Here is an 18,997-nt window from a genome sequence, read left to right as displayed (position 1 = left end):
CCATGCCAAGATTTCAATGGAGCGCCCTGAACAAGCAACAAGTTGGCGCATTTGCTGAGTATTTTGTGAAAATGGAATTCACAATGTACGGATTCCAGGTATACGGTACGGAAGTTGACGACCGCGGAATCGATTTCGTCGCAAGGTACGATTCAGGGCCATTCATCGAAATACAAGTCAAGTCTTTGCGTCAATCCGGTTACGTGTTTATGCGCAAGGACAAGTTTCTCTTGAGAGAAGAGCTTCATCTCGCACTCGCGCTTCTTAACGACGGACTTGAGCCAGCACTGTACCTTATACCCTCAGAGACGTGGAATCAGGAAAATGGGGTTTTCGTCAATCGAGAGTACGAGAACAAAAAGTCCAAACCAGAATGGGGTATCAATGTGTCCGCGAAGAATCTCTTATCACTCGAAGCGTACAGGTTTGAACATGCGATTCAGCGTCTCGTCCAGCAAACTGCTAACTAGCGCGCCAGCCCGACGCCTTGGAGCAGCCTTCGCTTCGCTCAGGCTGCTCCAAGGCGCGGGCTGCGCTTAACGTTAGCCACGCACATAACCATAACCAGGAGTTCATGAACATACGTTTCTTCATCGATCCTCAGACAGGTGCACCGCACATATACGAGCATCGTGTCTCTGAGGACGAAGTCGAAGAAATCTTGCTCTATTCTTCCGAAGATCGGCCAGGTAGAGATGGTTCGCGGGTGGCCCTCGGACGCACTTCAGGCGGAAGATTCTTGAGGGTCATCTACGTACCTGATCCAGAACCAAACAGCGTCTTCGTAATCACTGCCTACGAACTCAGGGGTAAGCCGCTGACTGCCTTCCGGCGCAGACACCGGAGAAAACAGAAATGAAAGAAAACTCATTCCCTCCAGGCTGGAACTCAAAACGTGTGATTAGGGTTCTGGCACACTACGAAACCCAGACAGAAGACGATGCGCTTGCCGAAGACGAGGCTGCATTCGAAATGAATGGTCAAACAATGATGGAGGTCCCGAGTGAGCTTGTGCCAGCAATAAGGGAACTTCTTGCAAGACACAAAGCAGCTTAACGGCTAACACGCCCATCAAGCCGAGGCCGTACTGCGCATCGAGTTCAAAGCAATTCTGAAGCGTTTCCGTGGCACAGTATGGCCCGGCTTATGGGTGACGTTGGGCTAGTGAAGAAACGCACGTCGCATAAATGAAGCCCTCCCTCGGACAGATCAGGGAATGCGTGCGCACGAATCGGTATGTCGTTACCGTGCACGCGGCCGAAGAAATGGACGACGACAGTTTAACGATTTTCGATGTGGAGCGGTTGCTCCTCTCTGGGGAAGTAGTTGAAAGACAGAGAGATAAGGACCCGCCGGAAACCAAAGTGCTTATTCGTGGCCCAACATTGGACGGCGACAATGCATTTGCCGTAGTCAAACTCGGCCCAACGGGCAAGCTCGTAATCGTCACTGTCTTCAGAGATACCAATGGCTAGTCAAATTTGCGATATTTGCGGAGCTGGCGAGGCGGTAGTCCGAAAAGTGACTCGAAGCTTCGGGCAGGGCAGCGACCTCTTGCTAATAGAGGATATTCCCGTCGTCAGTTGCCCACACTGCGGCGAGAGTTACATGACCGCCGAAACGATGCACGAAATCGAAAGAATCAAACTCCACCGGGCTGCGTTTTCTATTCCCAGACCCGTCCAAGTCGCCCACTTCGCGTAGGAAGGGAACGGATGGGAAGGGAACGGATGGGGTCAGGTCTTGACTTGTGCCCCGGAAACAAGAAGCCTAACCTTCGCCTTAAAAGCGAGCGCGCTACGGGCGTCGTGCTAATTCGCAAGGTCATCAGTGGCGCGCGCCGCTTTAGGCTGCACGTTGGGCCACAAAGTGCAGCAATCGCGGCAACTTGGTTTCAATCTCGAAGCATCGTGAGCGTTCTCAGCACAATTCAGCAACGAATCGTAGACCGCGACTATTATCTGTCCTCGCATGCAGAAGAAGAGATGATGGATGACGGGTTCGAGCGCGCTGATGTCGAGAACGCCATTCTGAAAGGGTTCCTCGAAAAGAAAATGACGCACGACACAAGGGGAACTCGGTATCGTATTGCAGGTCCAGCGCTTTCAGGTCGAAGCATGCATGTAGTTTGCCGGTTCCGAGAGGAAGCGAGCCTAATCATCATCACCGTATACGCAATCTAGGTGCATTTATGCAGTGTGAATTCTGCGGCGGGGAAACCCGATCCAAAAAGGTCAAACGGTCTCACTGGTTTCAGCAAAAACTGTACATCGTTGAGGACGTAGAAGCCGAAGTGTGCACGGAATGCGGTGAAAGGTATTTTCACGCAACGACTTTGGACAACCTCGATGCATTGCTGAAAAGGCAGCATCCCGTGCGTGCGCGATTGAATGTAGAGGTCGTCAACATGGCGCAGGCACTGGCCCAACAAGCGAATTAACAGCGACCCAAAAGCCGCGGCCAGCTTTGTGCCGAATTCTAGCGTCCTGCCGCACGGCTTTTGGGCGCGTTATTCGTAACGCTCTTCCGGAATTGAGGGAAAGCACTAATATATTTAAAAACAGTAAGGTGTAGGCATTTTTACCGAACACGTTGGTCGAAAACATCGCTGGACGCGCTACGCTTAACCTTTTGTTTTTCATTGCTCAGCGCGCGAAAACCCGATAGCCGCACAGATCGAGGTACACTCTTTGGTAAAGTCTCCGGAGGTTGCTCAAGCCATAGCACCGCCGTTTTAATACTTTGATCTTATTGTTGAGCCCTTCGACGAACCCGCTATTGCGGCGTTCGATAAAATAATTGGTGATCTCCTCCCAATGACGTCGCAACGTTTTCAGGAAGGATTGAAAAACAGGTCAACCCGGCGTTCTTCACCCGTCGGATCCAGCCACTGAGTTTGCGCTTCGCCTGACCTTTGGACAGGGGCATATTATAGATCTCGGTGAGGGCTTGGCTTAAGGCATGGGCTTGCGCGAGTCGGGGGGAATGGGCGAATAACCGGGCGCGGATCCGCCGTTCCTCGGCGCTCAAGTCGGATTCGGATTTGCGCAGGATCCAATGGACGTTCTTGAGCGCGCCGGACTCGGCTTTCGACAGGTCGCGCTTGAGCCGGCGCAGCTCTTGTTTGCGCAATGTTTCGACGGCGTCGCGGTACAGCCGCGCGACATGGAACCGATCCGCGCAGATGGCGACGTGCTGACCGAAGACGGCCTTGGCCGCGCCGATGAAGCCGCTGTACAGGTCGGTGCAGACGACGCGAACGGTGCGCCTCACGGGTTTGGGGATGGTGCGCAGAAACGCCTCGACGCTCGCGCGCGTGCGGTCTTTGAGCACGGCGAGGATGCTCAGGGTGTCCTCAACCCTGGCGCTGACGATCACCACGAAGTTGCCGTGGCCTTTGGTTAAGGCGATCTCGTCAAGCCCGAGCACGGGGAGCGCCGGGAGCGTCATCCACTCGATCTGGCTCGGGACGCACCGATCGAGAATGCCTTCGAGTTGCTCCGGGGTCACGGCGTCCTTGTGCGCGACGTCTTCCAGGGTACTGTTGATCAGGGCGCGCAAGAGGCTGTGTTCGAACGCACGGGTAAAGGCGCTGCGCGGGTCATACCAGTCCACTCGTTGGGTGGTGGTCGGGTGATCGTGGCAATCGGGACAGCGATAGCGTTTGGGCCGAATGACGATGTCGGTGCGATGCTCGAAGATCGACAGATGGCGCAACCGCCGTTCTTCACCGAGACCATGCGGCTCGGTGATGCGTCGACCACAGCTCCGGCAGTGCGCGCCGTCTTCGGTGCTGTGCACATGAATTTCCAGCACACCGGCGTCCGTGATCTCGACACGGTCGATGGCGATCTGCGGCAGTCCGAGCAGGCGCAGGAGTTGCTTCTGATCAATCATCGGATTTCCAATGAGTTAAAGTCGTTCGAATGGAAGTTTACCGAGATCGGTCTCGTAGAACACTGATTTCGCTCACCTTGGGGTTCCCTGAGATCCGGGAGAGCCGATTATTTGTTTCCTCTCGACATCTTTCTAAGAATTTAGCTTCCTGAAGAGGTGGCAGATCGTGTCGCGCGAATTGCATAGTACTTGGCCCGGCATGTCAGGCCGACCGAGGAAAGAGCCGGCCGACGCCAATCAGCTCGGTCTACCGGTGTCGCGCAGGAACGATGATCTTTCCCGGCCGTCGCTGAGGCGGTCTGATGCAGCGCGTCGTCTTGGCAGCCTGATGAGCCGAGAAATGACTCGAGTTAGAATCAAGATTGACCCAACTTCTTCGAGATCCGTCGTGCAACCTACTCGCCCTCGTTCTTCGGCATGATCTCACCCTCCTCCGCGCCACAGCCAGCGCAATCGCCAGATCCAGACTTTTGGCCGGGGCGGATCGCGCCTGATTTCGTCGTATCGGGTCCGAACGCGACGCCTGAGATGTTTTACGAGCGTTATTGTGGGCGGAGCACCGTTGTATTGTTCGTGCCCGAGGCCCGTCTGCTGCCACCATTCAGCGCGTTGGCCGCACGAGCTCAGCTGCTCGGAGTGGTCCCGGGAACGTCCGACCCCGGCGGCGATCTCGGCTTCCCGATCCTTCAGGATGACGGTCGCCTCACCCGGGCGTTTCTCGGCGGGCCGGCGCTAAGAGACTCGGTGGCGCTGGTCCTGCGTCCAACCTTGGCGATTGCGGCCCGGCTCGCCAGTCCGACGATCATGGCCATTGACCGCGCGCTGGACACCTTGCTTCCCCAGGTCTTCAGGGTGCGCGAGGAAAGCGCGCCAGTGCTGATGGTGCCGGACGTTTTGCCGCAATCGCTGTGCGCGCGGCTCATTGCTGCCCACGACGCGGATAACTTCGAGAGTGGGATGCTCCGCCAAGCCGATGGCGCGGTCGTATTGGAGCCCGACGCTCAAGCCAAGAAACGGCGGGATCACCGACTGACCGATGCGGCCCTGGTGAACGCAATCACGGCGGCCCTAAGCGAGCGCCTCATGCCGGCGATCGCGCGGGCGTTTCACTATCCGGTCACGCATATGGAAGGGTATAAGGTCGTAGCCTACGATGCGGCCACCGGCGGGTATTTTCGGCTGCACCGCGACAACGTCACGCCGGACGCGCGGCATCGTCGCTTCGCGTTATCGCTGAACCTGAATGCGGATTACGAGGGCGGCGAACTGATCTTTCCCGAGTTCGACGCCTGTCTTTACCGACCGCCGGCGGGGGGCGCCCTAGTGTTCTCCGGTACGCATCTTCATGCAGCCAGGGACGTGTTGGCGGGGAAGCGGTACGTGTTGCTCACCTTTATGTGGGGCGATGAGGCCAGCGCTCGATAGGCGCGAGCGGGCGTCCCCTGCCCGGATACTGGGGAGCCGGGGTCGCGGTTGGGTCCCTACCGCGACCCTGAGGTATCCCCTTCTTCACGCCATGTATCGTGACATCGTTTTCGCCTCGACGCTTATCCTCCCGTAAGAGCCTTCGCTCGAGGGCATTGCCCCTTCTCATCGCTAACCATTGCGGCTTACCGGTCCTCGTCACTCGCGACTCGGTGCGCCTCTGGTGAGCCAAGAAAGTATCGATTTGATGGCGGACAATGTCCCGTCGCGGGGAGCGATCTAGCCGAACGCGCCTTCAGGTCTCGGTGACTCGCCGAGTTGCGCCAAATGCGCCAAGTCACCCTCTCTCTGCACCACCCGGCGCAGATAGCTGGCTTGGTTTTTCGTGCAGCGGAGGGTGTGCGGACTGCCGCGTCGCTCGGTGACCAGGTCCAGGTCGCAGCGATTGGTTTGCACCGAAGCCGCGACATGGTCGCGATGGCGTTGAGCGGCTCGGAAGGCCCATTCCGGTCGGGTCGGATCTGCCAGGAAGCGGCTGAGCTCTTGGCAGTTGGCGCAGGTACAGGTCACCTGGTTGGGTCGTCGCCAGTCGGCTGGGGGCTCCAAGGGCTCGGCGATGCGCCGCCGCAGGTGTGCGAGCGCCAGCCCACGCAAGGCTTGCGCGGAGGGGAGCGAGCGGGTCGTCTCGCCGGCGTGCAAGGTCAGGGCTGCGGGCAAGAGGATGCGGTCGATGTCGTAGCGGTCGGGATGCTTCAAGAGATGCTCGAAGGCCCGTCGCGCCAGATCGGGGTCGATGTGTTCGAGCCCGCTCAGGAGATTCGCCACCATGGCACCGGTTGGCTCCGTGCCGGTCGATTCGCTGAGATACCGGTAGGAATCGACAGAGGATTGCGCACGTGGACCGGGGAGGGCGCCCACGAGTGCTCGGGCGGCCGGGCGCAAGGTTCCGGCCGTCCCGGTCCCGGTTTCGATGACCCGGTTCGCAGCGCGCGCAAGCAGATCGGCGCAGGCGACCGGGTGGGTTTCTGTGTTCCCGGCGATGATGTCGTGGATCAGCCGGTGCGCACGCTCGGGCGCGAGGGCGGCCAGCGCCTCGATGAGTGCGGGATTGTCGGTTTGCCCGAAGGCCCCGGCCGCGATCGGTCCAGCCGCAAAGGCGTCGATCTCGGCGAGGTCGCCCACGGCCGTGAGGTGCTTCAAGTAGGCCGCCGCGACGCCGTCCGCGCTGGCCTTGTGTCGGGCCCATTCCGCCTCGGGCCAGTCGATGCGAATCCGTTCGGCGAGGAGATGCGCCTCCTCCCGAAGCGACGCCTGCGGATCGGCACCGGCCTCTTGCCAATGCCGGACCAGCTCGCCGAGGAAGGGAACGCTGACCTCCAGTCCGCCTTGGCTGAGGACCGCTGCGCGATGCGTGCGCGGCCAGACGACGAGGGCGGCGCTCTGGTAGAGTCGATCGAAGCTGGCCCCTGCGTTGCCGGTGGCCTCCTGAAACTCAAGCTCGTCCGGCTCCAGATCGTCGAGGGCGCCGGGCGGGGAGAGCTCTTCCAGCTCGAAGGGCAGCGGACCCAGGTCCGGATGGCTGCCGTCCGGATGGCGCCAGGTAGCGACGATCCGGCGGCTCTCCTCGACCTCGCCGACCTCGAAATCCTCCTCGTCGTGACGGCCCCAGTAACCGCCGCCGGTGTGTTCCGCCCAGCCGGATTCTTCGATCGAGACCAGTGCGAGATAGATGTCGCAATCGGCCTCCCGCGCGGCGCCGACCAGCAGACCCGCGGCGGCCGCATCGGCGCCCTTGAGCCGGTCGAACCCGATCTCGGCCGGGGTGTAGGCGTGCTCCAGCGGATAGATGAGTTTCGTGAGGATCGGCTCGTCCGACTCGTCCGCCGCGGGAGTGTCCCAGGCCTGCAGCAGCTTGACCGCCCATTGGTGCTCGCGATCGTAGTCCGGCGGTCCGAGCGGCTGATCCTCCCCGGTGCGGATGAGGTTGTAGATGAGCGCCAGTCGATACCCCGAGACGACGGGCAGGACCTCATGGAGACAATCCGCATAGAAGGCCGCGAAGGCGACCTCGGAGGGCTCGTCCCGCCGCAGATCCAGGCGAACCTCGCTACCCCGATGACGAATCATCAGCTCGCCGCCGCGGTGCTCCGAAGGCAGGACGACCACCAGCGTGGCGAACATGCCGGGTGCCTTCTCGCTGTCGCGGTGGCTGATGAAGAAGCTGCCGGTGTCGTAGACCAGCAGCTTGTAGAGCTCGGCCGAGACCGCTCCGTTCACGCCGAGCCCGGTCTTTGCGTCGGCGACCATGGTCTCCAGATCCTGCGCCCACGCCTTGCCCGAGATCTGCACCCGCGCGCCGTCGATCTGCCAGGTCCGGCGCACGCCGGTGTCGACCAGGGTTTCGGTGCCGCGCCCGTAAGGGGCCTGCTCGGCTTGGGCGACGAGGGCCTCCGCCTGCGTGGCCAGGAGCGGGAGCGACAGGGTGCCGACGCCTTCGACCTGGATCCGCGGCGGGTGCATGTCGAGGGTGCCGGTCGCGTGGAAGTCGCCGGGTCGTTCGACCTCGCCGAGAAGTGTCGCCAGTGATCGGGTGAGTTGTGCGCTCATGGAACCCTGTTTTTGAAGAGATCGAATTGCGGTCCGAGACGGTCGAACGCGGATGAGGATCTTGCCACCGATCGAATCGGGTTGCATCACGCGCGCGCGGCGGCCAAGCCGCTGCGCGCGATCACCAGCGTGTAGAATCCGGATGGGCACGATTTCAGCGCTGTGCCGGTCGATCGAGCTGCGTCAGATCGGTTTGGAGGATCGATATCAATGATGCGTTCCGGCGTGCTCGTGTGCACACTCCTCTTGTGCGGTTGTGTCGCGACGGTGTTCCCGCCGCCGAGAACCGATCAATCGCGGCCGGTGTATGTTCTGGATCACGGCCGCCACACCAGTCTGGTCCTCGGCACGCCGGACCAAGGCTTGGTGCGCTGGGCTTACGGAGACTGGGGTTGGTACGCCGAGGGCGACCAGCGCCCGCTTCGCGCCTTTCCGGTGCTCTTGCTTCGGACCCCGGCGGCACTCGGGCGACAGTCCCTGCACACCCTGTATGATCCGGACGCCATCCGCGCCGCCGTGCCCGTCGTGACCGATCGGGTGTTCGTCATCCACGCCGATGCTGCGCGCATCGACCGGCTTCAGGCACGTCAGGAGGCGCTGTTCGCGTCCGGCCGGCAAGACGGGCGTCTTGAGAGTCCTGCCTTCGGTTTGGTCTTCGTGCCCCACCCGGTGCCCTACCGCATCGATCACAACTCCAATCACATGGTGGCGAGCTGGCTGACGGAGCTCGACTGCAGGGTTCAAGGCAATCCGACGCTCGGGAATTGGCGGGTTGTCGACGCGGATGGCGTCGCTTGGACTGACGTGCGGGCGGGACAGATCCCGGCGAAGCAGCTCGACACATGGGGGATGATTCGATGAGGCTTGAGATCGTTTGCCGAGCCATCGCGCGAGCTCGGGCGCTGCGTGCAATGATCGTCGTGTTCTGCTTACTCCTGCCGCTCTGGGCGCCGCCGTGCGCGGCCGCGCCACTATCCGCGCCGGTATCCGCGCCGGTGTCCCATTCAATTCCGGATGGCGGAACGCTATGACGCCTTGATCTACCTGGAGACTACGGGTGCAGTGCGACCGATCGGAAGCGTGTCGCCGAACCAACCGGGTTGCCCCCGTTAACCGGATTATTCCTGCCCCTGAGCCCCTGAGCCCCTGAGTCCGGGGTGGCAAGCCGGCGAGCATGGGTTATCATCGAACAGGCTTTTGTGCTCGGACGGCGGCATCGCTCTGCGGCCGGGCCACTGGAAATTCCCACCGATATCCCCCACCACGCGCCGGGCGGGGAAACCAAACCGATATGGAGACAGCCGAATGAACCGAATCCTAGCCAGCACCGTCCTCGGAATCGCCGCCTTGGGCGTCGCCAGCGCGGCACTCGCCGACCTCAAGCCCGAGGAGCAGATCCAGTACCGTCAGGCCGGTTACAGCTTCATGAGCTGGAACATGGGCAAGATCAAGTCGAACCTGGAAGGCGACTATGACGCAGCGCAGGTCGCCGCGGCCGCGAACGCGATCGCCGCTATCGCGAATTCCGGGATGGGCGCCCTCTTCGGCCCAGGAACCGATAAGGATATCGGCAACGTCAAGACTCGGGTCAAGCCGGAGTTCTTCGACAACATGGAGAACGTCGGCACCATCGCCAAGAACTTCATCGCGGCGGCCGACAATCTTTCCAAGGTTGCCGCCTCCGGAGAGCAGGTCGAGGTCTCCAACGCCTTCGGCAAACTCGGGGAAACCTGCAAGGCGTGCCACGATGAGTACCGTATGAAGGATTGATCCGCGATCCTCGTGGATTTGCGACAAGGCCGCCGCGTTGGCGGCCTTTTTCATGATGCCCGTGGAGGGCTAACGATGCTTGGTTTCAAGGCACTCATCTTCGATGTCGACGGTACCCTCGCCGACACCGAGCGAGATGGACATCGCCCGGCCTTCAATGCCGCCTTTGCCGAGGCCGGTTTGGATTGGGTCTGGGACGCGGAGCGCTACGGCGAGCTGCTGCGGGTCACCGGCGGCAAAGAGCGGATTGCGACCTACATTGCGGAGGAGGGGATCAGTCTCGATCCGTCGCTCGACGCGGCGGACATGATTGCCGGTCTGCATCGCGCGAAGACCCGCCACTATGTCTCGCTACTCGAAGGCGGTGCCATCCCGCTGCGACCGGGTGTGCTGCGCCTGTTGCGCGAGGCGCGCGATGCGGGTGTCCGTCTGGCGATCGCGACCACGACCACACCCGAGAACGTCAGCGTGCTGCTCGACAACGCCGGGGAGCCCGGGCTGCATGATTGGTTCGAGGTGATCGCTGCCGGCGATGTCGTGCCCGCAAAGAAGCCTGCGCCCGACATCTTTCTGCTGGCGCTTTCCGAGCTCGGGCTCGACGCCGCCGATTGTGTCGCGGTCGAGGACTCCGACAACGGTGTCCGCTCCGCCCTGGGCGCCGGTTTGCGCGCCCTATTGGTGACAGTGAACGACTACACGGCTTCACAGGACCTGAGCGACGCCCCGCTGGTGGTGGATCACCTCGGTGAGCCCGATCGTCCCGCACGCCCCCTGATCGGTGATTTGGGCGATAGCCGGATGGTGGATCTCGAGACGCTCGATCGGCTGCATCGCGCCGCCTTCGGTCGGGGCTGAGTCGAGCCGCATGACGCCGATCTCGGCTGTAAGCCGCTTGTCCGAGCAGGCCCGTCGGGTCGAACCCTTTCATGTCATGCGCCTGCTCGCCCGTGCCGGCGCGCTCGAGGCGCTCGGCCGCTCCATCGTTCACATGGAGGTCGGCGAGCCGGACTTCCCGACACCCGGCCCGATCCTGGAGGCCGGCCGACAGGCCTTGGCCGATGGCCATACCCGCTACACCTCGGCCGGCGGACTTCCCGCGCTGCGCCGAGCGATCGCCGCCTATTACGCCGATCAGTACGATGCCTCGGTCGGTTCCGAACGGATCCTGGTCACGCCAGGGGCTTCGGGCGCCCTTCAGCTTGTTTTCCTGGCCCTGCTCGACCCGGGCGACCGGGTGCTCATCTGCGACCCATCCTATCCCTGCTACCGACAGGTCTTGCAGCTCATGAGGGCCGAGCCGATCGCCGTTCCGGTAGGCCCGGACACGGACTATCAGATGACGGCCGCGCTGGCCGAGACCGCTTGGGCGCCGGATGTTCGCGCGGTGGTCGTCGCTTCCCCGTCCAATCCGACCGGCTCATCGATTGCGCCCGAGGTGCTGACCGATCTTTATGCCCTCTGCCGAGACCGCGGTGCGGCACTGGTCGTCGACGAGATCTACCAGGGTCTCACCTACGATGTCCCGGATCGCACCGCGCTTTCGCTTGGCTCGGGCGATCTCTACGTGATCAACAGCTTCTCGAAATATTTCGGAATGACGGGCTGGCGGCTCGGCTGGCTCGCCGGTCCGCCGGACGCGGTCGAGGTGATGGAGCGGATGGCCCAGAACCTCTTCATCGCCGCGAACACACCCGCACAGCGCGCTGCTCTGGCGGCCTTCGATCCGGCGACCATCGAGATCCTGGAGACGCGCCGGCTGGCGTTTCAGAGGCGACGCGACCGTCTGTTGCCCGCCCTGCGCGATCTCGGGTTCGGGATCCCGGTGCAGCCGAGCGGCGCCTTCTACCTTTACGCCCGCTTGCCCGAGGGCCTGGAGATCGACTCCATGACCTTCACGAGCCGGCTGCTGGAAGAGGCCGGTGTCGCTCTCACGCCTGGTTACGACTTCGGCCGTCACGATGCGGGACGCCATGTCCGTTTCGCCTACACGCGCGAGATCGCGGATCTCGACAACGGAGTCCGGCGCATCTGCGACTGGCTGGCGGGGGTCTGACCCATGGCCGATTTCAAACCGCTCGATGCCGCCCAGCGCGAGGCTAGCGAGTTGCTCCGCGCGTTGCATGAAACGCTTCTGCGCACGCCGCCCCGTTACCCCGATCGAGGCATTCTCGGGCGCGGGCTGATCGGTCGTCTGACCGGTCGTCACAGCAGCCAGGTCACGCCGATCTCCGGCATCTATCTCTGGGGTGGTGTCGGTCGCGGCAAGACCTACCTGATGGATTGGTTTGTTCGGGATCTCGATCTGCCGGGCAAGCGCCGCATCCATTTTCATCATTTCATGCGCGACGTGCACGACCGGATGTCGCGTCTTCCGAAACAACCCGATCCGTTGGAGGTCATCGCTCAGGGATTATGCGAGGAGGTCCGCGTCCTCTGTCTGGACGAGCTCCTGGTGACCGACATCACGGACGCCATGCTGCTCCACGGCCTTCTGAACGCGCTCTTCGCGCGCGGTCTGATCTTGGTCACGACCGCCAACACCCGACCGGACGAGCTCTATCGCAACGGTCTGCAGCGCCAAAACTTTCTGCCCGCCATCGACCTGATCAAGCGTCACACCCGCGTCTTCGAGCTCGACGGGGGCAACGACTACCGGTTGCGCGCCTTGACCCGGAGCGGCGTTATTTTTGTCGTCGATGAGAAAGGTCGAGAGGCAACCGAGCGCGCTTTGGCAGACTATTTCGATCGTCTCACCGGCGGACATCCGGGCGGATCCGAGGCATTCTCGGTCAACGACCGGACCTTTCCGGTGCGGCGCCAGAGTGCGGACGTGATCTGGTTCGATTTCGACGCACTCTGCGGCGGCGCCCGGTCCGCGGCGGATTACATCGAGATCGCCCGCGAGTTTCACACCGTGCTCCTGACCGGCGTGCCGATCTTGGGGCCGGAGCACGAAGCGGCGGCGCGGCGTTTTCTGCATCTGGTGGACGAGTTTTACGACCAACGCGTCAAGCTCATCCTCTCGACCGCCGCCCCCATCGATCGACTCTATTCGGGCGGACTGATCGATTTCGCCCACGAACGGCTGCTGAGCCGGCTAATGGAGATGCAGTCCGAGATCTATCTCGCTGCGCCGTCGGAGTGAGTACGCGGGGATGCCTGCGGTCTCGTCTACCGCCGAACCGCCATGTTTCAGTCCCCCATGTTGCGCGGCCAAGGCGGGATCCGCCAATCCAGACTCAGCGCCAAGAGACGCAGCCCGGTCGTGGCGCCGGCGCCGGCCAGCAAGGCCAGCCAAGGTTCGGCGCCGAGGGCATCGACGCCGATCAAGATCCAGCAACCGACGAAGGCGCAGAGCGCATAGGGACGATGATCCTGGAACACGACCGGGATCTCGTTGCAGAGCACATCGCGAAGCACCCCGCCGAAGACCCCGGTTACGACACCCATCATCACCACGACGATGAGCGGCATCTCCGCCGCCATCGCCAGCGCGGCGCCCGAGACGGCGAACAGCCCGAGCCCGAGGGCATCCGTGACGTTCATGACTCGATCCGCCCAGCGATGCCGCATCAAACCGAGCAAGGGCGAGCCGATGAGGGTGAGCACCAAGACCAGCCAGACATACTCCTGATGCTGCACCCAGAAGAGCGGGCGGCGGTCGAGCAGCACGTCACGCAGCGTTCCGCCGCCGAACGCCGTGACGAATGCGACGGTGAAGACCCCGACGATATCCATCCGCCGACGCGCGGCCTCGATCAGACCGGAAACGGCAAAGGCGATGATGGCGCCGATTTCGATGATGGTCAGCATGAGCCTTTAATTCCGCCCGGCGACCCGCACCGCAAGCCAGGGTTCAAACGCGAGCTGACACAATCGCATCGGGATCCTTCCTTGATGTCCGATGGCTCCTGGATCCATTATGCTATGGTCACAGTACATCATCTGCGTCGGTCGGGAGTTGAGGGAATGGCGACCATCACCTTCGATACCTTAAAGTTTGTCGAGAAGCTCAAATCAGGGGGGATTCCGGAAGATCAGGCGAAGGTGATCTCCGAAGCGTTCCGGGATGCGTCCGGAGAAGCAGAGCTAATCACAAAGAAAGACCTGCAAATCGAACTTGCGCCCGTCCGGTCGGACATCAGCCTCATCAAGTGGATGATGGGGATCCTGCTCGGAGGCGTGATGGCCCTTTTGCTCAAGTCCTTCTTCTAAACCGCGTCCAGAGTGAGACGCTCATTTTCGAGTGAGCTCGACCTTTGGCGCATCCACAACCCTTAGCCGGAACTCGGTTTAAAAGGATATTTTCCTTATATTTTAAACCGCGCCGGCTCGAACGGTCGTCAAATCTGCCGGGGCCGATCTCATCCGAAAAGATCGCATACTGCACTGGGCGCGGTTTAGGTTATCCGAACCGCGATAAATCCCTAACGGCGCCGTGGGCGGCGCTGGTCGTCAATAAGGCGTACGCCTTGAGTGCGGTCGAGACCTGACGCTGGCGGTCGAGTGGCTTCCAGGCCGCCGCCCCGCGCGATTCCATGGCGGTCCGGCGGGCGGCGAGGACCTGATCGTCAACGGCGAGATGAATCCGCCGGCTCGCGATGTCGATCTCGATTCGGTCGCCTTCCTCCACGAGTGCGATCAAGCCGCCTTCGGCCGCTTCGGGCGAGACATGGCCGATCGAGAGCCCCGAGGTGCCGCCCGAGAAGCGCCCGTCAGTGATGAGCGCACAGTGTTTCCCGAGCCCCTTCGATTTGAGATAGCTGGTCGGGTAGAGCATCTCCTGCATGCCGGGTCCGCCTTTGGGGCCTTCGTAACGGATGACCACGACGTCGCCCGGCTTGACCTGATCGGTGAGGATGGCGGTGACGGCATCTTCCTGACTTTCGAAGACGCGCGCCGGCCCGACGAAGGCACGGAGAACCGAGGTCGGCACGCTGGTGGTATAGCGCAGCTCGTCCTTATCGATGGAGGCCGGTTCGAACATCCCGGGATCGACCCCCGCAGTCTTCACGATGCAGCCCTCCTCGGCCAGATTGCCGAAGAGCACCGCAAGGCCGCCGTCACGGCTATAGGCATGCTCGAGGTCACGGATACAGCCGCCGGCGCGATCCAGGTCCAGAGCCGGCCAAAGCTGCGATTGGCTGAAGGCAACCTGGGTCGGGATGCCGCCCGGCGCGGCCAGGTAGCGGCGACGCGCCTCTTCATCCTGCGTATAGCGCGCGTCCCAGCGTGCGAGCGCGTCGCCGATTGAAGCGCTGTGCACAGTCGGGAGATCGCGATGGATGAGCCCGGCGCGGTCCAACTCGGCCAGGATGCCGATCACGCCGCCGGCGCGATGCACATCCTCCATGTGATATTTCTGGGTCGAAGGCGCGACCTTACAGAGATTGGGCACCCGGCGGCTCAGCCGATCGATGTCCGTCATGCTGAAGGGCACGCCGCCCTCGTAGGCCGCCGCCAGCAGATGCAGCACGGTGTTGGTGGAGCCGCCCATGGCGATATCCAGACTCATGGCGTTCTCGAACGCCTCGAAGGTCGCGATCGAGCGAGGCAGCGCGCTGGCGTCGTCTTGCTCGTACCAGCGCCGCGCGAGCGAGACGATCAGCCGGCCGGCCTCCAGGAAGAGATCCTTGCGCGCGGCGTGGGTAGCGAGCAGCGAGCCGTTGCCGGGGAGGCTCAGCCCGAGCGCCTCGGTCAAGCAGTTCATGGAGTTGGCGGTGAACATGCCGGAGCAGGAGCCGCAGGTCGGACAGGCGGAGCGCTCGAGCTCGGCGACCGATGCGTCGCTCTGCTTCTCGTCACCCGCGGCGACCATGGCGTCGACCAGGTCCAGATGCAGCTCTTCGCCGTTGCGCACCACCTTGCCGGCCTCCATCGGACCGCCCGAGACGAAGACCGCCGGGATGTTCAGGCGCAACGCGGCCATGAGCATGCCGGGCGTGATCTTGTCGCAGTTGGAGATGCAGACCAGGGCGTCCGCGCAGTGGGCATTGGCCATGTACTCGACCGAGTCCGCGATCACCTCGCGCGAGGGCAGAGAATAGAGCATGCCGCCGTGACCCATCGCGATGCCGTCGTCGACCGCGATGGTATTGAACTCCTTTGCCACGCCACCCGCGGCCTCGATCTCGCGTGCGACCAGCTGGCCCAGATCTTTAAGATGGACGTGCCCCGGGACGAACTGGGTGAAGGAGTTCACGACAGCGATGATCGGCTTGTCGAAATCCCCGTCCGTCATGCCGGTGGCGCGCCAGAGCGCGCGGGCGCCGGCCATGTTGCGGCCATGGGTGGTGGTGCGGGAGCGGTACTGGGGCATGTGAGGCTACCTGGCGGGGGATCGGATCTCGCCAAGTATACCCGGCTGAAACGCGCCCGGTAGGGCATGGCGGGCTCGGAGTTTGGGTTTGGCGGCGTGCGACAAACAACCTCGGTAGGGGGCGCGTTTCAGAAACTTGAAATCATTTTCTTGAACCGCGTCTCCGCCGAGGTCGAGGGAGATTGCGAGCTTGAGACCTACCGCGAGGCGCTCCCGGGGCACAAGACGCGGTTCAACAACACTCCGTCTCGAGGACGTCGAGCTCGGCGATCAGCTCAGGCGCGCCGAGGCGATCGAGCAGGTCGCGGATGTCGTTGAGATGACAGTGGATGTGATAGAGCTCGTCATGCGCCGGCCCCCTCTCGCCGTCGAGCTTGGCCGCGAGGTAGGTCCAGAAGGGGTCGGTCCGATCGGGCTCGCGCATCAGCTCACGCAGGTCGCCGATGAAGCGCACCGCACGCTGGTCGCAGTTCAGCCCGATGAAAGACAGATAGCGGTCGTTCTCGAGGGATTGATTCATCGTGGTTATCCGGCTCAGTCTTCCTTCAAAACCCTGGTCGGCTGGCCGACATTCCCTGCATAGAAGACGATCAACTCCACCGGCTCGTTCCCTTCGTTGCGGCCTTGGTGCACCTGATCGACCAGCTCGATGATGGCGTCTCCCGCCTTGAGGTGGAGCCTCTCGCCGGTATCGCTCACGACGGTCAGCTCGCCCTTCAGCACGACGCCTGCGTTGATGACGGGATGCAGGTGCGGCGGCAGCTCCGCGCCGGGCTCGATGCGGTACTTCAGGATGGTTACCTCGGGTTGCCCGGTGCGATAGGCGGGCAGCGGGGTGCCGTTCCAACTGGTGTGCGACTTGGCGAGGGGCTCGACCTGGACCCCGCTGATCTGGTAGGCGAGCGCGCTGTGACTGGCAACCGCGGCATAGAGCCCGGCAAACATTAGGCCGAGTGTGCGAGGGCGTGACATGGAGACTCCTTGGGTTTCGGGTTGCGGAGATCATACCCGACGCCTCGGCGTATAATCGCGCGATACTTTAACGAGCTCGGAACGGCCTGGGCGGGCTCCTACAGAGCTGCGCAACCGACGACGGTCGTCCACCATCGACAATTCCCAGGCGGGAGATGAAACCATGACCGGAGAGACCCTGGCAGCAGCCGAGCATAAGGGCGATCGAAAGGGGCGGGGGATCCCTCTCGGCGAGGCGGTCGACGCAACGCGGTCGCAGTTCACGAGCACAAACGGCTGGCAGATCGCTTATTACGCCGACACCTCGGCCAGCGGGCGGCCGCTGGTGCTGGTTCACAGCGTCAACGCCGCGCCGAGCAGCTTCGAGGTCAAACCGCTGTTCGAGCACTATTGCTCGAAGCGTCCCGTCTACAGTCTCGATCTTCCGGGATTCGGTCACTCCGAGCGTCGCCCGGCGGGCTACACCCCGCAGCTCTTTGCCGACGTGCTCGCGCAGTTTCTGGAGCAGGTCGTCGGGCAGCCCGCCGATGTCGTCGCCTTGTCGCTGAGTGCCGAATTCGCGGCGCGCGCGATCGGCTCCAAGCCCGGCTCCGTCGCCTCCCTGGCGCTCATTGCACCGACCGGATTCAGCCAACGCGTCCCGCCCGGGCCGGGTTTCGGTCGCATCGTCCACCCGATCCTGAAGACCCCCGGACTGAGTCAAGCCCTCTTCGATCTCGTCGCATCCAAGCGCAGCATCCGCCACTACCTCGGACAATCCTTCGTCGGCGAGCCGACGCAGGAGATCCTCGACTACGCCTACGCCACATCACATCAGCCGGGAGCCCGACACGCCCCTCTGGTCTTTCTCTCGATGCAGCTCTTCACGCCCGGAGCGAGCGACCGGCTCTACGCCAAGCTCACCGATCTGCCCGTGCTCGCTATCGCCGACCGCGACCCCTACATCGACTTCGAGCGGCTCGACGACTTCGTCGCACGTCATCCGAATTGGTCCCGCCTGCGGTTGGCGCCGAACATGGGCCTGCCGCAATGGGAGCGCTTGCCCGAGACCGCTGCGGCTCTCGACAACTTCTGGGCGAGCTCGGGCGGATAGGGCAGATTTGCACGGCGATGACGTCTGCCCGTCCTCTCCGGCCAACCAAGCCGGTACCTGGGCGACTTAAGTTAGCGCCGAGCAAAGCTCGGCGTCTCTTGCCGGGTGAAAGTCCCGGTCGGGAAAGGGCTAGCCACCCACCCGTATCGCGTGTTGGTCCGGTTGCGGAGCGGCGCAAGTCGCGAACAAGAGACAGGGCAGTCGCGCCCGAGCATGGTGAGGGAGAGCACGCGCGAGGCGATGATCGTGTAGAAGGTGGGTGCCGGCTCCAAGCGGGCGCATGCCTTCAGTTGGAGCTCCTCGATCCGACAGCCGCTCTTCAAGACCCTGAGTTTGGTGGTGCCGCTCGCACTTTTGGGCTGGCCGAAGCGCGCCTTGGTGGTCTTGAGCAGGTGCTCGGCGAGCGCGGGGGGATGGCTCGGCGACGGAGGCGGCGAGCTTGGACAGCACCGATCGTTCCGTACGGCGGCACCGGCCGAGAGGCGGCAGAAGGGTCCGTTCTCGACCCCTTGCTGACACTGGCGTGACCCCAACCGGCGGCAGGTCTGCCACAGGAGCGGTCAGTCGCGGCCGTTTAGTCTTGCGGCCCTGAAGGGTCGTTGTCGGCCAACTCCGGACGCTCAGCCGGCACCGATGAGCGGCCGCAATGACCTATCCACCGGACGTCGGTCGTCCGCGGCCGATCCTGACACCAGAACCTCCTGCTGTGGTCCTAACCGCGATAATCCGGCCCCTGGTTGTCGTTCGTTTCTTCGAACTGAACAGCGAGGAATCACCGCTGCGAGCTTCCTGTCGACTCGGAACCGAGCGTTCACGCGATTGCCTGAATCCCCTTCTTCTCGATGACGGTGAGAAGCCGAAGCGCTGGCCCGCCGGGACGCTTGACCCCTCGCTCCCAGTCCGAGACTAAGTTC

At 62.7% G+C, this 18,997-nt stretch carries 23 protein-coding genes; 15 read left to right on the top strand and 8 right to left on the bottom strand.

From position 1 onward, the window contains the following. Positions 1-2 precede the first annotated feature (2 nt). The 7 genes from AADX97_RS09245 to AADX97_RS09215 all read left to right on the top strand — a co-directional run bounded on the left by AADX97_RS09245 (position 3) and on the right by AADX97_RS09215 (position 2,440). Positions 3-470: a DUF4365 domain-containing protein gene (locus tag AADX97_RS09245; RefSeq protein WP_374232661.1), complete on the top strand. Its 468-nt coding sequence runs from the start codon at positions 3-5 to the stop codon at positions 468-470. Between the two features lie 104 nt (positions 471-574). Continuing rightward, positions 575-859 carry a DUF4258 domain-containing protein gene (locus AADX97_RS09240; RefSeq protein ID WP_374232663.1) on the top strand — a complete coding sequence of 95 codons (285 nt, stop codon included), beginning with the start codon at positions 575-577 and terminating at the stop codon, positions 857-859. Beyond that, complete coding sequence (locus AADX97_RS09235) at positions 856-1,056, top strand: hypothetical protein (RefSeq protein WP_374232664.1); 201 nt, start codon at positions 856-858, stop codon at positions 1,054-1,056. The genes AADX97_RS09240 and AADX97_RS09235 overlap by 4 nt, the downstream gene beginning before the upstream one ends. Positions 1,057-1,187: 131 nt before the next feature. Next, positions 1,188-1,475: a DUF4258 domain-containing protein gene (locus AADX97_RS09230; RefSeq protein WP_374232665.1), complete on the top strand. Its 288-nt coding sequence runs from the start codon at positions 1,188-1,190 to the stop codon at positions 1,473-1,475. Then, complete coding sequence (locus AADX97_RS09225) at positions 1,468-1,704, top strand: type II toxin-antitoxin system MqsA family antitoxin (protein ID WP_374232666.1); 237 nt, start codon at positions 1,468-1,470, stop codon at positions 1,702-1,704. Before AADX97_RS09230 ends, AADX97_RS09225 begins: the two co-directional genes overlap by 8 nt. A gap of 11 nt (positions 1,705-1,715) precedes the next feature. Next, complete coding sequence (locus AADX97_RS09220; RefSeq protein ID WP_374238668.1) at positions 1,716-2,183, top strand: DUF4258 domain-containing protein; 468 nt, start codon at positions 1,716-1,718, stop codon at positions 2,181-2,183. A gap of 8 nt (positions 2,184-2,191) precedes the next feature. Beyond that, positions 2,192-2,440: a YgiT-type zinc finger protein gene (locus AADX97_RS09215; RefSeq protein ID WP_374232659.1), complete on the top strand. Its 249-nt coding sequence runs from the start codon at positions 2,192-2,194 to the stop codon at positions 2,438-2,440. Positions 2,441-2,645: 205 nt separating this feature from the next. Here AADX97_RS09215 and AADX97_RS09210 read toward each other — a convergent pair whose 3' ends face one another. After that, positions 2,646-2,828 carry a transposase gene (locus tag AADX97_RS09210; RefSeq protein ID WP_374232667.1) on the bottom strand — a complete coding sequence of 61 codons (183 nt, stop codon included), beginning with the start codon at positions 2,826-2,828 and terminating at the stop codon, positions 2,646-2,648. After that, positions 2,776-3,897 (bottom strand): ISL3 family transposase, encoded by a 1,122-nt coding sequence (locus AADX97_RS09205; protein WP_374232669.1) that lies wholly within the window; start codon positions 3,895-3,897, stop codon positions 2,776-2,778. The genes AADX97_RS09210 and AADX97_RS09205 overlap by 53 nt, the downstream gene beginning before the upstream one ends. A gap of 573 nt (positions 3,898-4,470) precedes the next feature. Here AADX97_RS09205 and AADX97_RS09200 point away from each other — a divergent pair. After that, positions 4,471-5,322 carry a 2OG-Fe(II) oxygenase family protein gene (locus tag AADX97_RS09200; RefSeq protein ID WP_374232690.1) on the top strand — a complete coding sequence of 284 codons (852 nt, stop codon included), beginning with the start codon at positions 4,471-4,473 and terminating at the stop codon, positions 5,320-5,322. Positions 5,323-5,601: 279 nt separating this feature from the next. Here AADX97_RS09200 and AADX97_RS09195 read toward each other — a convergent pair whose 3' ends face one another. Continuing rightward, positions 5,602-7,929 (bottom strand): 2OG-Fe(II) oxygenase, encoded by a 2,328-nt coding sequence (locus AADX97_RS09195; RefSeq protein ID WP_374232670.1) that lies wholly within the window; start codon positions 7,927-7,929, stop codon positions 5,602-5,604. Positions 7,930-8,139: 210 nt separating this feature from the next. Here AADX97_RS09195 and AADX97_RS09190 point away from each other — a divergent pair, with 210 nt between their 5' ends. The 5 genes from AADX97_RS09190 to zapE all read left to right on the top strand — a co-directional run bounded on the left by AADX97_RS09190 (position 8,140) and on the right by zapE (position 12,844). Continuing rightward, the gene (locus AADX97_RS09190) at positions 8,140-8,790 is read left to right on the top strand and encodes a hypothetical protein (protein ID WP_374232671.1); all 651 of its coding nucleotides are present in this window, start codon (positions 8,140-8,142) and stop codon (positions 8,788-8,790) included. 444 nt (positions 8,791-9,234) lie between these two features. After that, positions 9,235-9,699 carry a cytochrome c gene (locus tag AADX97_RS09185; RefSeq protein WP_213462343.1) on the top strand — a complete coding sequence of 155 codons (465 nt, stop codon included), beginning with the start codon at positions 9,235-9,237 and terminating at the stop codon, positions 9,697-9,699. A gap of 75 nt (positions 9,700-9,774) precedes the next feature. Next, positions 9,775-10,554: an HAD family hydrolase gene (locus tag AADX97_RS09180; RefSeq protein ID WP_374232672.1), complete on the top strand. Its 780-nt coding sequence runs from the start codon at positions 9,775-9,777 to the stop codon at positions 10,552-10,554. Positions 10,555-10,564: 10 nt separating this feature from the next. Then, on the top strand, positions 10,565-11,752 hold the full coding sequence (locus AADX97_RS09175) for an aminotransferase class I/II-fold pyridoxal phosphate-dependent enzyme (protein ID WP_374232673.1): 1,188 nt from the start codon (positions 10,565-10,567) through the stop codon (positions 11,750-11,752). A gap of 3 nt (positions 11,753-11,755) precedes the next feature. Beyond that, positions 11,756-12,844, top strand: coding sequence for a cell division protein ZapE (zapE, locus tag AADX97_RS09170; protein WP_374232675.1), 1,089 nt, complete (start codon positions 11,756-11,758; stop codon positions 12,842-12,844). Between the two features lie 47 nt (positions 12,845-12,891). On the opposite strand, the gene AADX97_RS09165 is transcribed toward zapE, so the two are convergent. Further along, positions 12,892-13,512: a trimeric intracellular cation channel family protein gene (locus tag AADX97_RS09165; protein WP_374232676.1), complete on the bottom strand. Its 621-nt coding sequence runs from the start codon at positions 13,510-13,512 to the stop codon at positions 12,892-12,894. A gap of 156 nt (positions 13,513-13,668) precedes the next feature. Here AADX97_RS09165 and AADX97_RS09160 point away from each other — a divergent pair, with 156 nt between their 5' ends. Next, positions 13,669-13,914: a DUF1640 domain-containing protein gene (locus tag AADX97_RS09160; protein WP_374232677.1), complete on the top strand. Its 246-nt coding sequence runs from the start codon at positions 13,669-13,671 to the stop codon at positions 13,912-13,914. 190 nt (positions 13,915-14,104) lie between these two features. Here the strand turns inward: AADX97_RS09160 and ilvD are convergent, their stop codons facing one another. The 3 genes from ilvD to AADX97_RS09145 all read right to left on the bottom strand — a co-directional run bounded on the left by ilvD (position 14,105) and on the right by AADX97_RS09145 (position 16,990). After that, on the bottom strand, positions 14,105-16,018 hold the full coding sequence (gene ilvD, locus AADX97_RS09155; RefSeq protein WP_374232678.1) for a dihydroxy-acid dehydratase: 1,914 nt from the start codon (positions 16,016-16,018) through the stop codon (positions 14,105-14,107). Between the two features lie 232 nt (positions 16,019-16,250). Beyond that, positions 16,251-16,538, bottom strand: a complete 288-nt coding sequence (gene cowN / locus AADX97_RS09150; protein WP_374232679.1) for a N(2)-fixation sustaining protein CowN — start codon at positions 16,536-16,538, stop codon at positions 16,251-16,253. 14 nt (positions 16,539-16,552) lie between these two features. Then, positions 16,553-16,990 (bottom strand): cupin domain-containing protein, encoded by a 438-nt coding sequence (locus AADX97_RS09145; RefSeq protein WP_374232680.1) that lies wholly within the window; start codon positions 16,988-16,990, stop codon positions 16,553-16,555. 163 nt (positions 16,991-17,153) lie between these two features. Here AADX97_RS09145 and AADX97_RS09140 point away from each other — a divergent pair, with 163 nt between their 5' ends. Beyond that, entirely contained in the window at positions 17,154-18,083 is a 930-nt protein-coding gene (locus tag AADX97_RS09140; protein ID WP_374232681.1) for an alpha/beta fold hydrolase, read from the top strand. A gap of 71 nt (positions 18,084-18,154) precedes the next feature. On the opposite strand, the gene AADX97_RS09135 is transcribed toward AADX97_RS09140, so the two are convergent. Further along, the gene (locus tag AADX97_RS09135) at positions 18,155-18,616 is read right to left on the bottom strand and encodes a hypothetical protein (RefSeq protein WP_374232682.1); all 462 of its coding nucleotides are present in this window, start codon (positions 18,614-18,616) and stop codon (positions 18,155-18,157) included. Positions 18,617-18,997: the final 381 nt, after the last annotated feature.

The organism is Thiocapsa sp. C2-2m (assembly GCF_041903745.1).
GTDB classification, from domain to species: Bacteria; Pseudomonadota; Gammaproteobacteria; order Chromatiales; family Chromatiaceae; genus Thiocapsa; species Thiocapsa roseilacustris.
This window is presented reverse-complemented; position numbering and strand designations above follow the sequence as displayed.

Bases quoted from the DNA above. Each gene is read 5' to 3' on its own strand.
- AADX97_RS09215 (WP_374232659.1), top strand. From the start codon at position 2,192: ATGCAGTGTGAATTCTGCGGCGGGGAAACCCGATCCAAAAAGGTCAAA.
- AADX97_RS09185 (WP_213462343.1), top strand. From the start codon at position 9,235: ATGAACCGAATCCTAGCCAGCACCGTCCTCGGAATCGCCGCCTTGGGC.
- AADX97_RS09225 (WP_374232666.1), top strand. From the start codon at position 1,468: ATGGCTAGTCAAATTTGCGATATTTGCGGAGCTGGCGAGGCGGTAGTC.
- cowN (WP_374232679.1), bottom strand. From the start codon at position 16,538: ATGAATCAATCCCTCGAGAACGACCGCTATCTGTCTTTCATCGGGCTG.
- AADX97_RS09230 (WP_374232665.1), top strand. From the start codon at position 1,188: ATGAAGCCCTCCCTCGGACAGATCAGGGAATGCGTGCGCACGAATCGG.
- AADX97_RS09180 (WP_374232672.1), top strand. From the start codon at position 9,775: ATGCTTGGTTTCAAGGCACTCATCTTCGATGTCGACGGTACCCTCGCC.
- AADX97_RS09140 (WP_374232681.1), top strand. From the start codon at position 17,154: ATGACCGGAGAGACCCTGGCAGCAGCCGAGCATAAGGGCGATCGAAAG.
- AADX97_RS09160 (WP_374232677.1), top strand. From the start codon at position 13,669: ATGGCGACCATCACCTTCGATACCTTAAAGTTTGTCGAGAAGCTCAAA.
- AADX97_RS09145 (WP_374232680.1), bottom strand. From the start codon at position 16,990: ATGTCACGCCCTCGCACACTCGGCCTAATGTTTGCCGGGCTCTATGCC.
- AADX97_RS09165 (WP_374232676.1), bottom strand. From the start codon at position 13,512: ATGCTGACCATCATCGAAATCGGCGCCATCATCGCCTTTGCCGTTTCC.
- AADX97_RS09195 (WP_374232670.1), bottom strand. From the start codon at position 7,929: ATGAGCGCACAACTCACCCGATCACTGGCGACACTTCTCGGCGAGGTC.
- AADX97_RS09245 (WP_374232661.1), top strand. From the start codon at position 3: ATGCCAAGATTTCAATGGAGCGCCCTGAACAAGCAACAAGTTGGCGCA.
- AADX97_RS09220 (WP_374238668.1), top strand. From the start codon at position 1,716: ATGGGAAGGGAACGGATGGGGTCAGGTCTTGACTTGTGCCCCGGAAAC.
- zapE (WP_374232675.1), top strand. From the start codon at position 11,756: ATGGCCGATTTCAAACCGCTCGATGCCGCCCAGCGCGAGGCTAGCGAG.
- AADX97_RS09190 (WP_374232671.1), top strand. From the start codon at position 8,140: ATGATGCGTTCCGGCGTGCTCGTGTGCACACTCCTCTTGTGCGGTTGT.
- ilvD (WP_374232678.1), bottom strand. From the start codon at position 16,018: ATGCCCCAGTACCGCTCCCGCACCACCACCCATGGCCGCAACATGGCC.
- AADX97_RS09205 (WP_374232669.1), bottom strand. From the start codon at position 3,897: ATGATTGATCAGAAGCAACTCCTGCGCCTGCTCGGACTGCCGCAGATC.
- AADX97_RS09235 (WP_374232664.1), top strand. From the start codon at position 856: ATGAAAGAAAACTCATTCCCTCCAGGCTGGAACTCAAAACGTGTGATT.
- AADX97_RS09240 (WP_374232663.1), top strand. From the start codon at position 575: ATGAACATACGTTTCTTCATCGATCCTCAGACAGGTGCACCGCACATA.
- AADX97_RS09175 (WP_374232673.1), top strand. From the start codon at position 10,565: ATGACGCCGATCTCGGCTGTAAGCCGCTTGTCCGAGCAGGCCCGTCGG.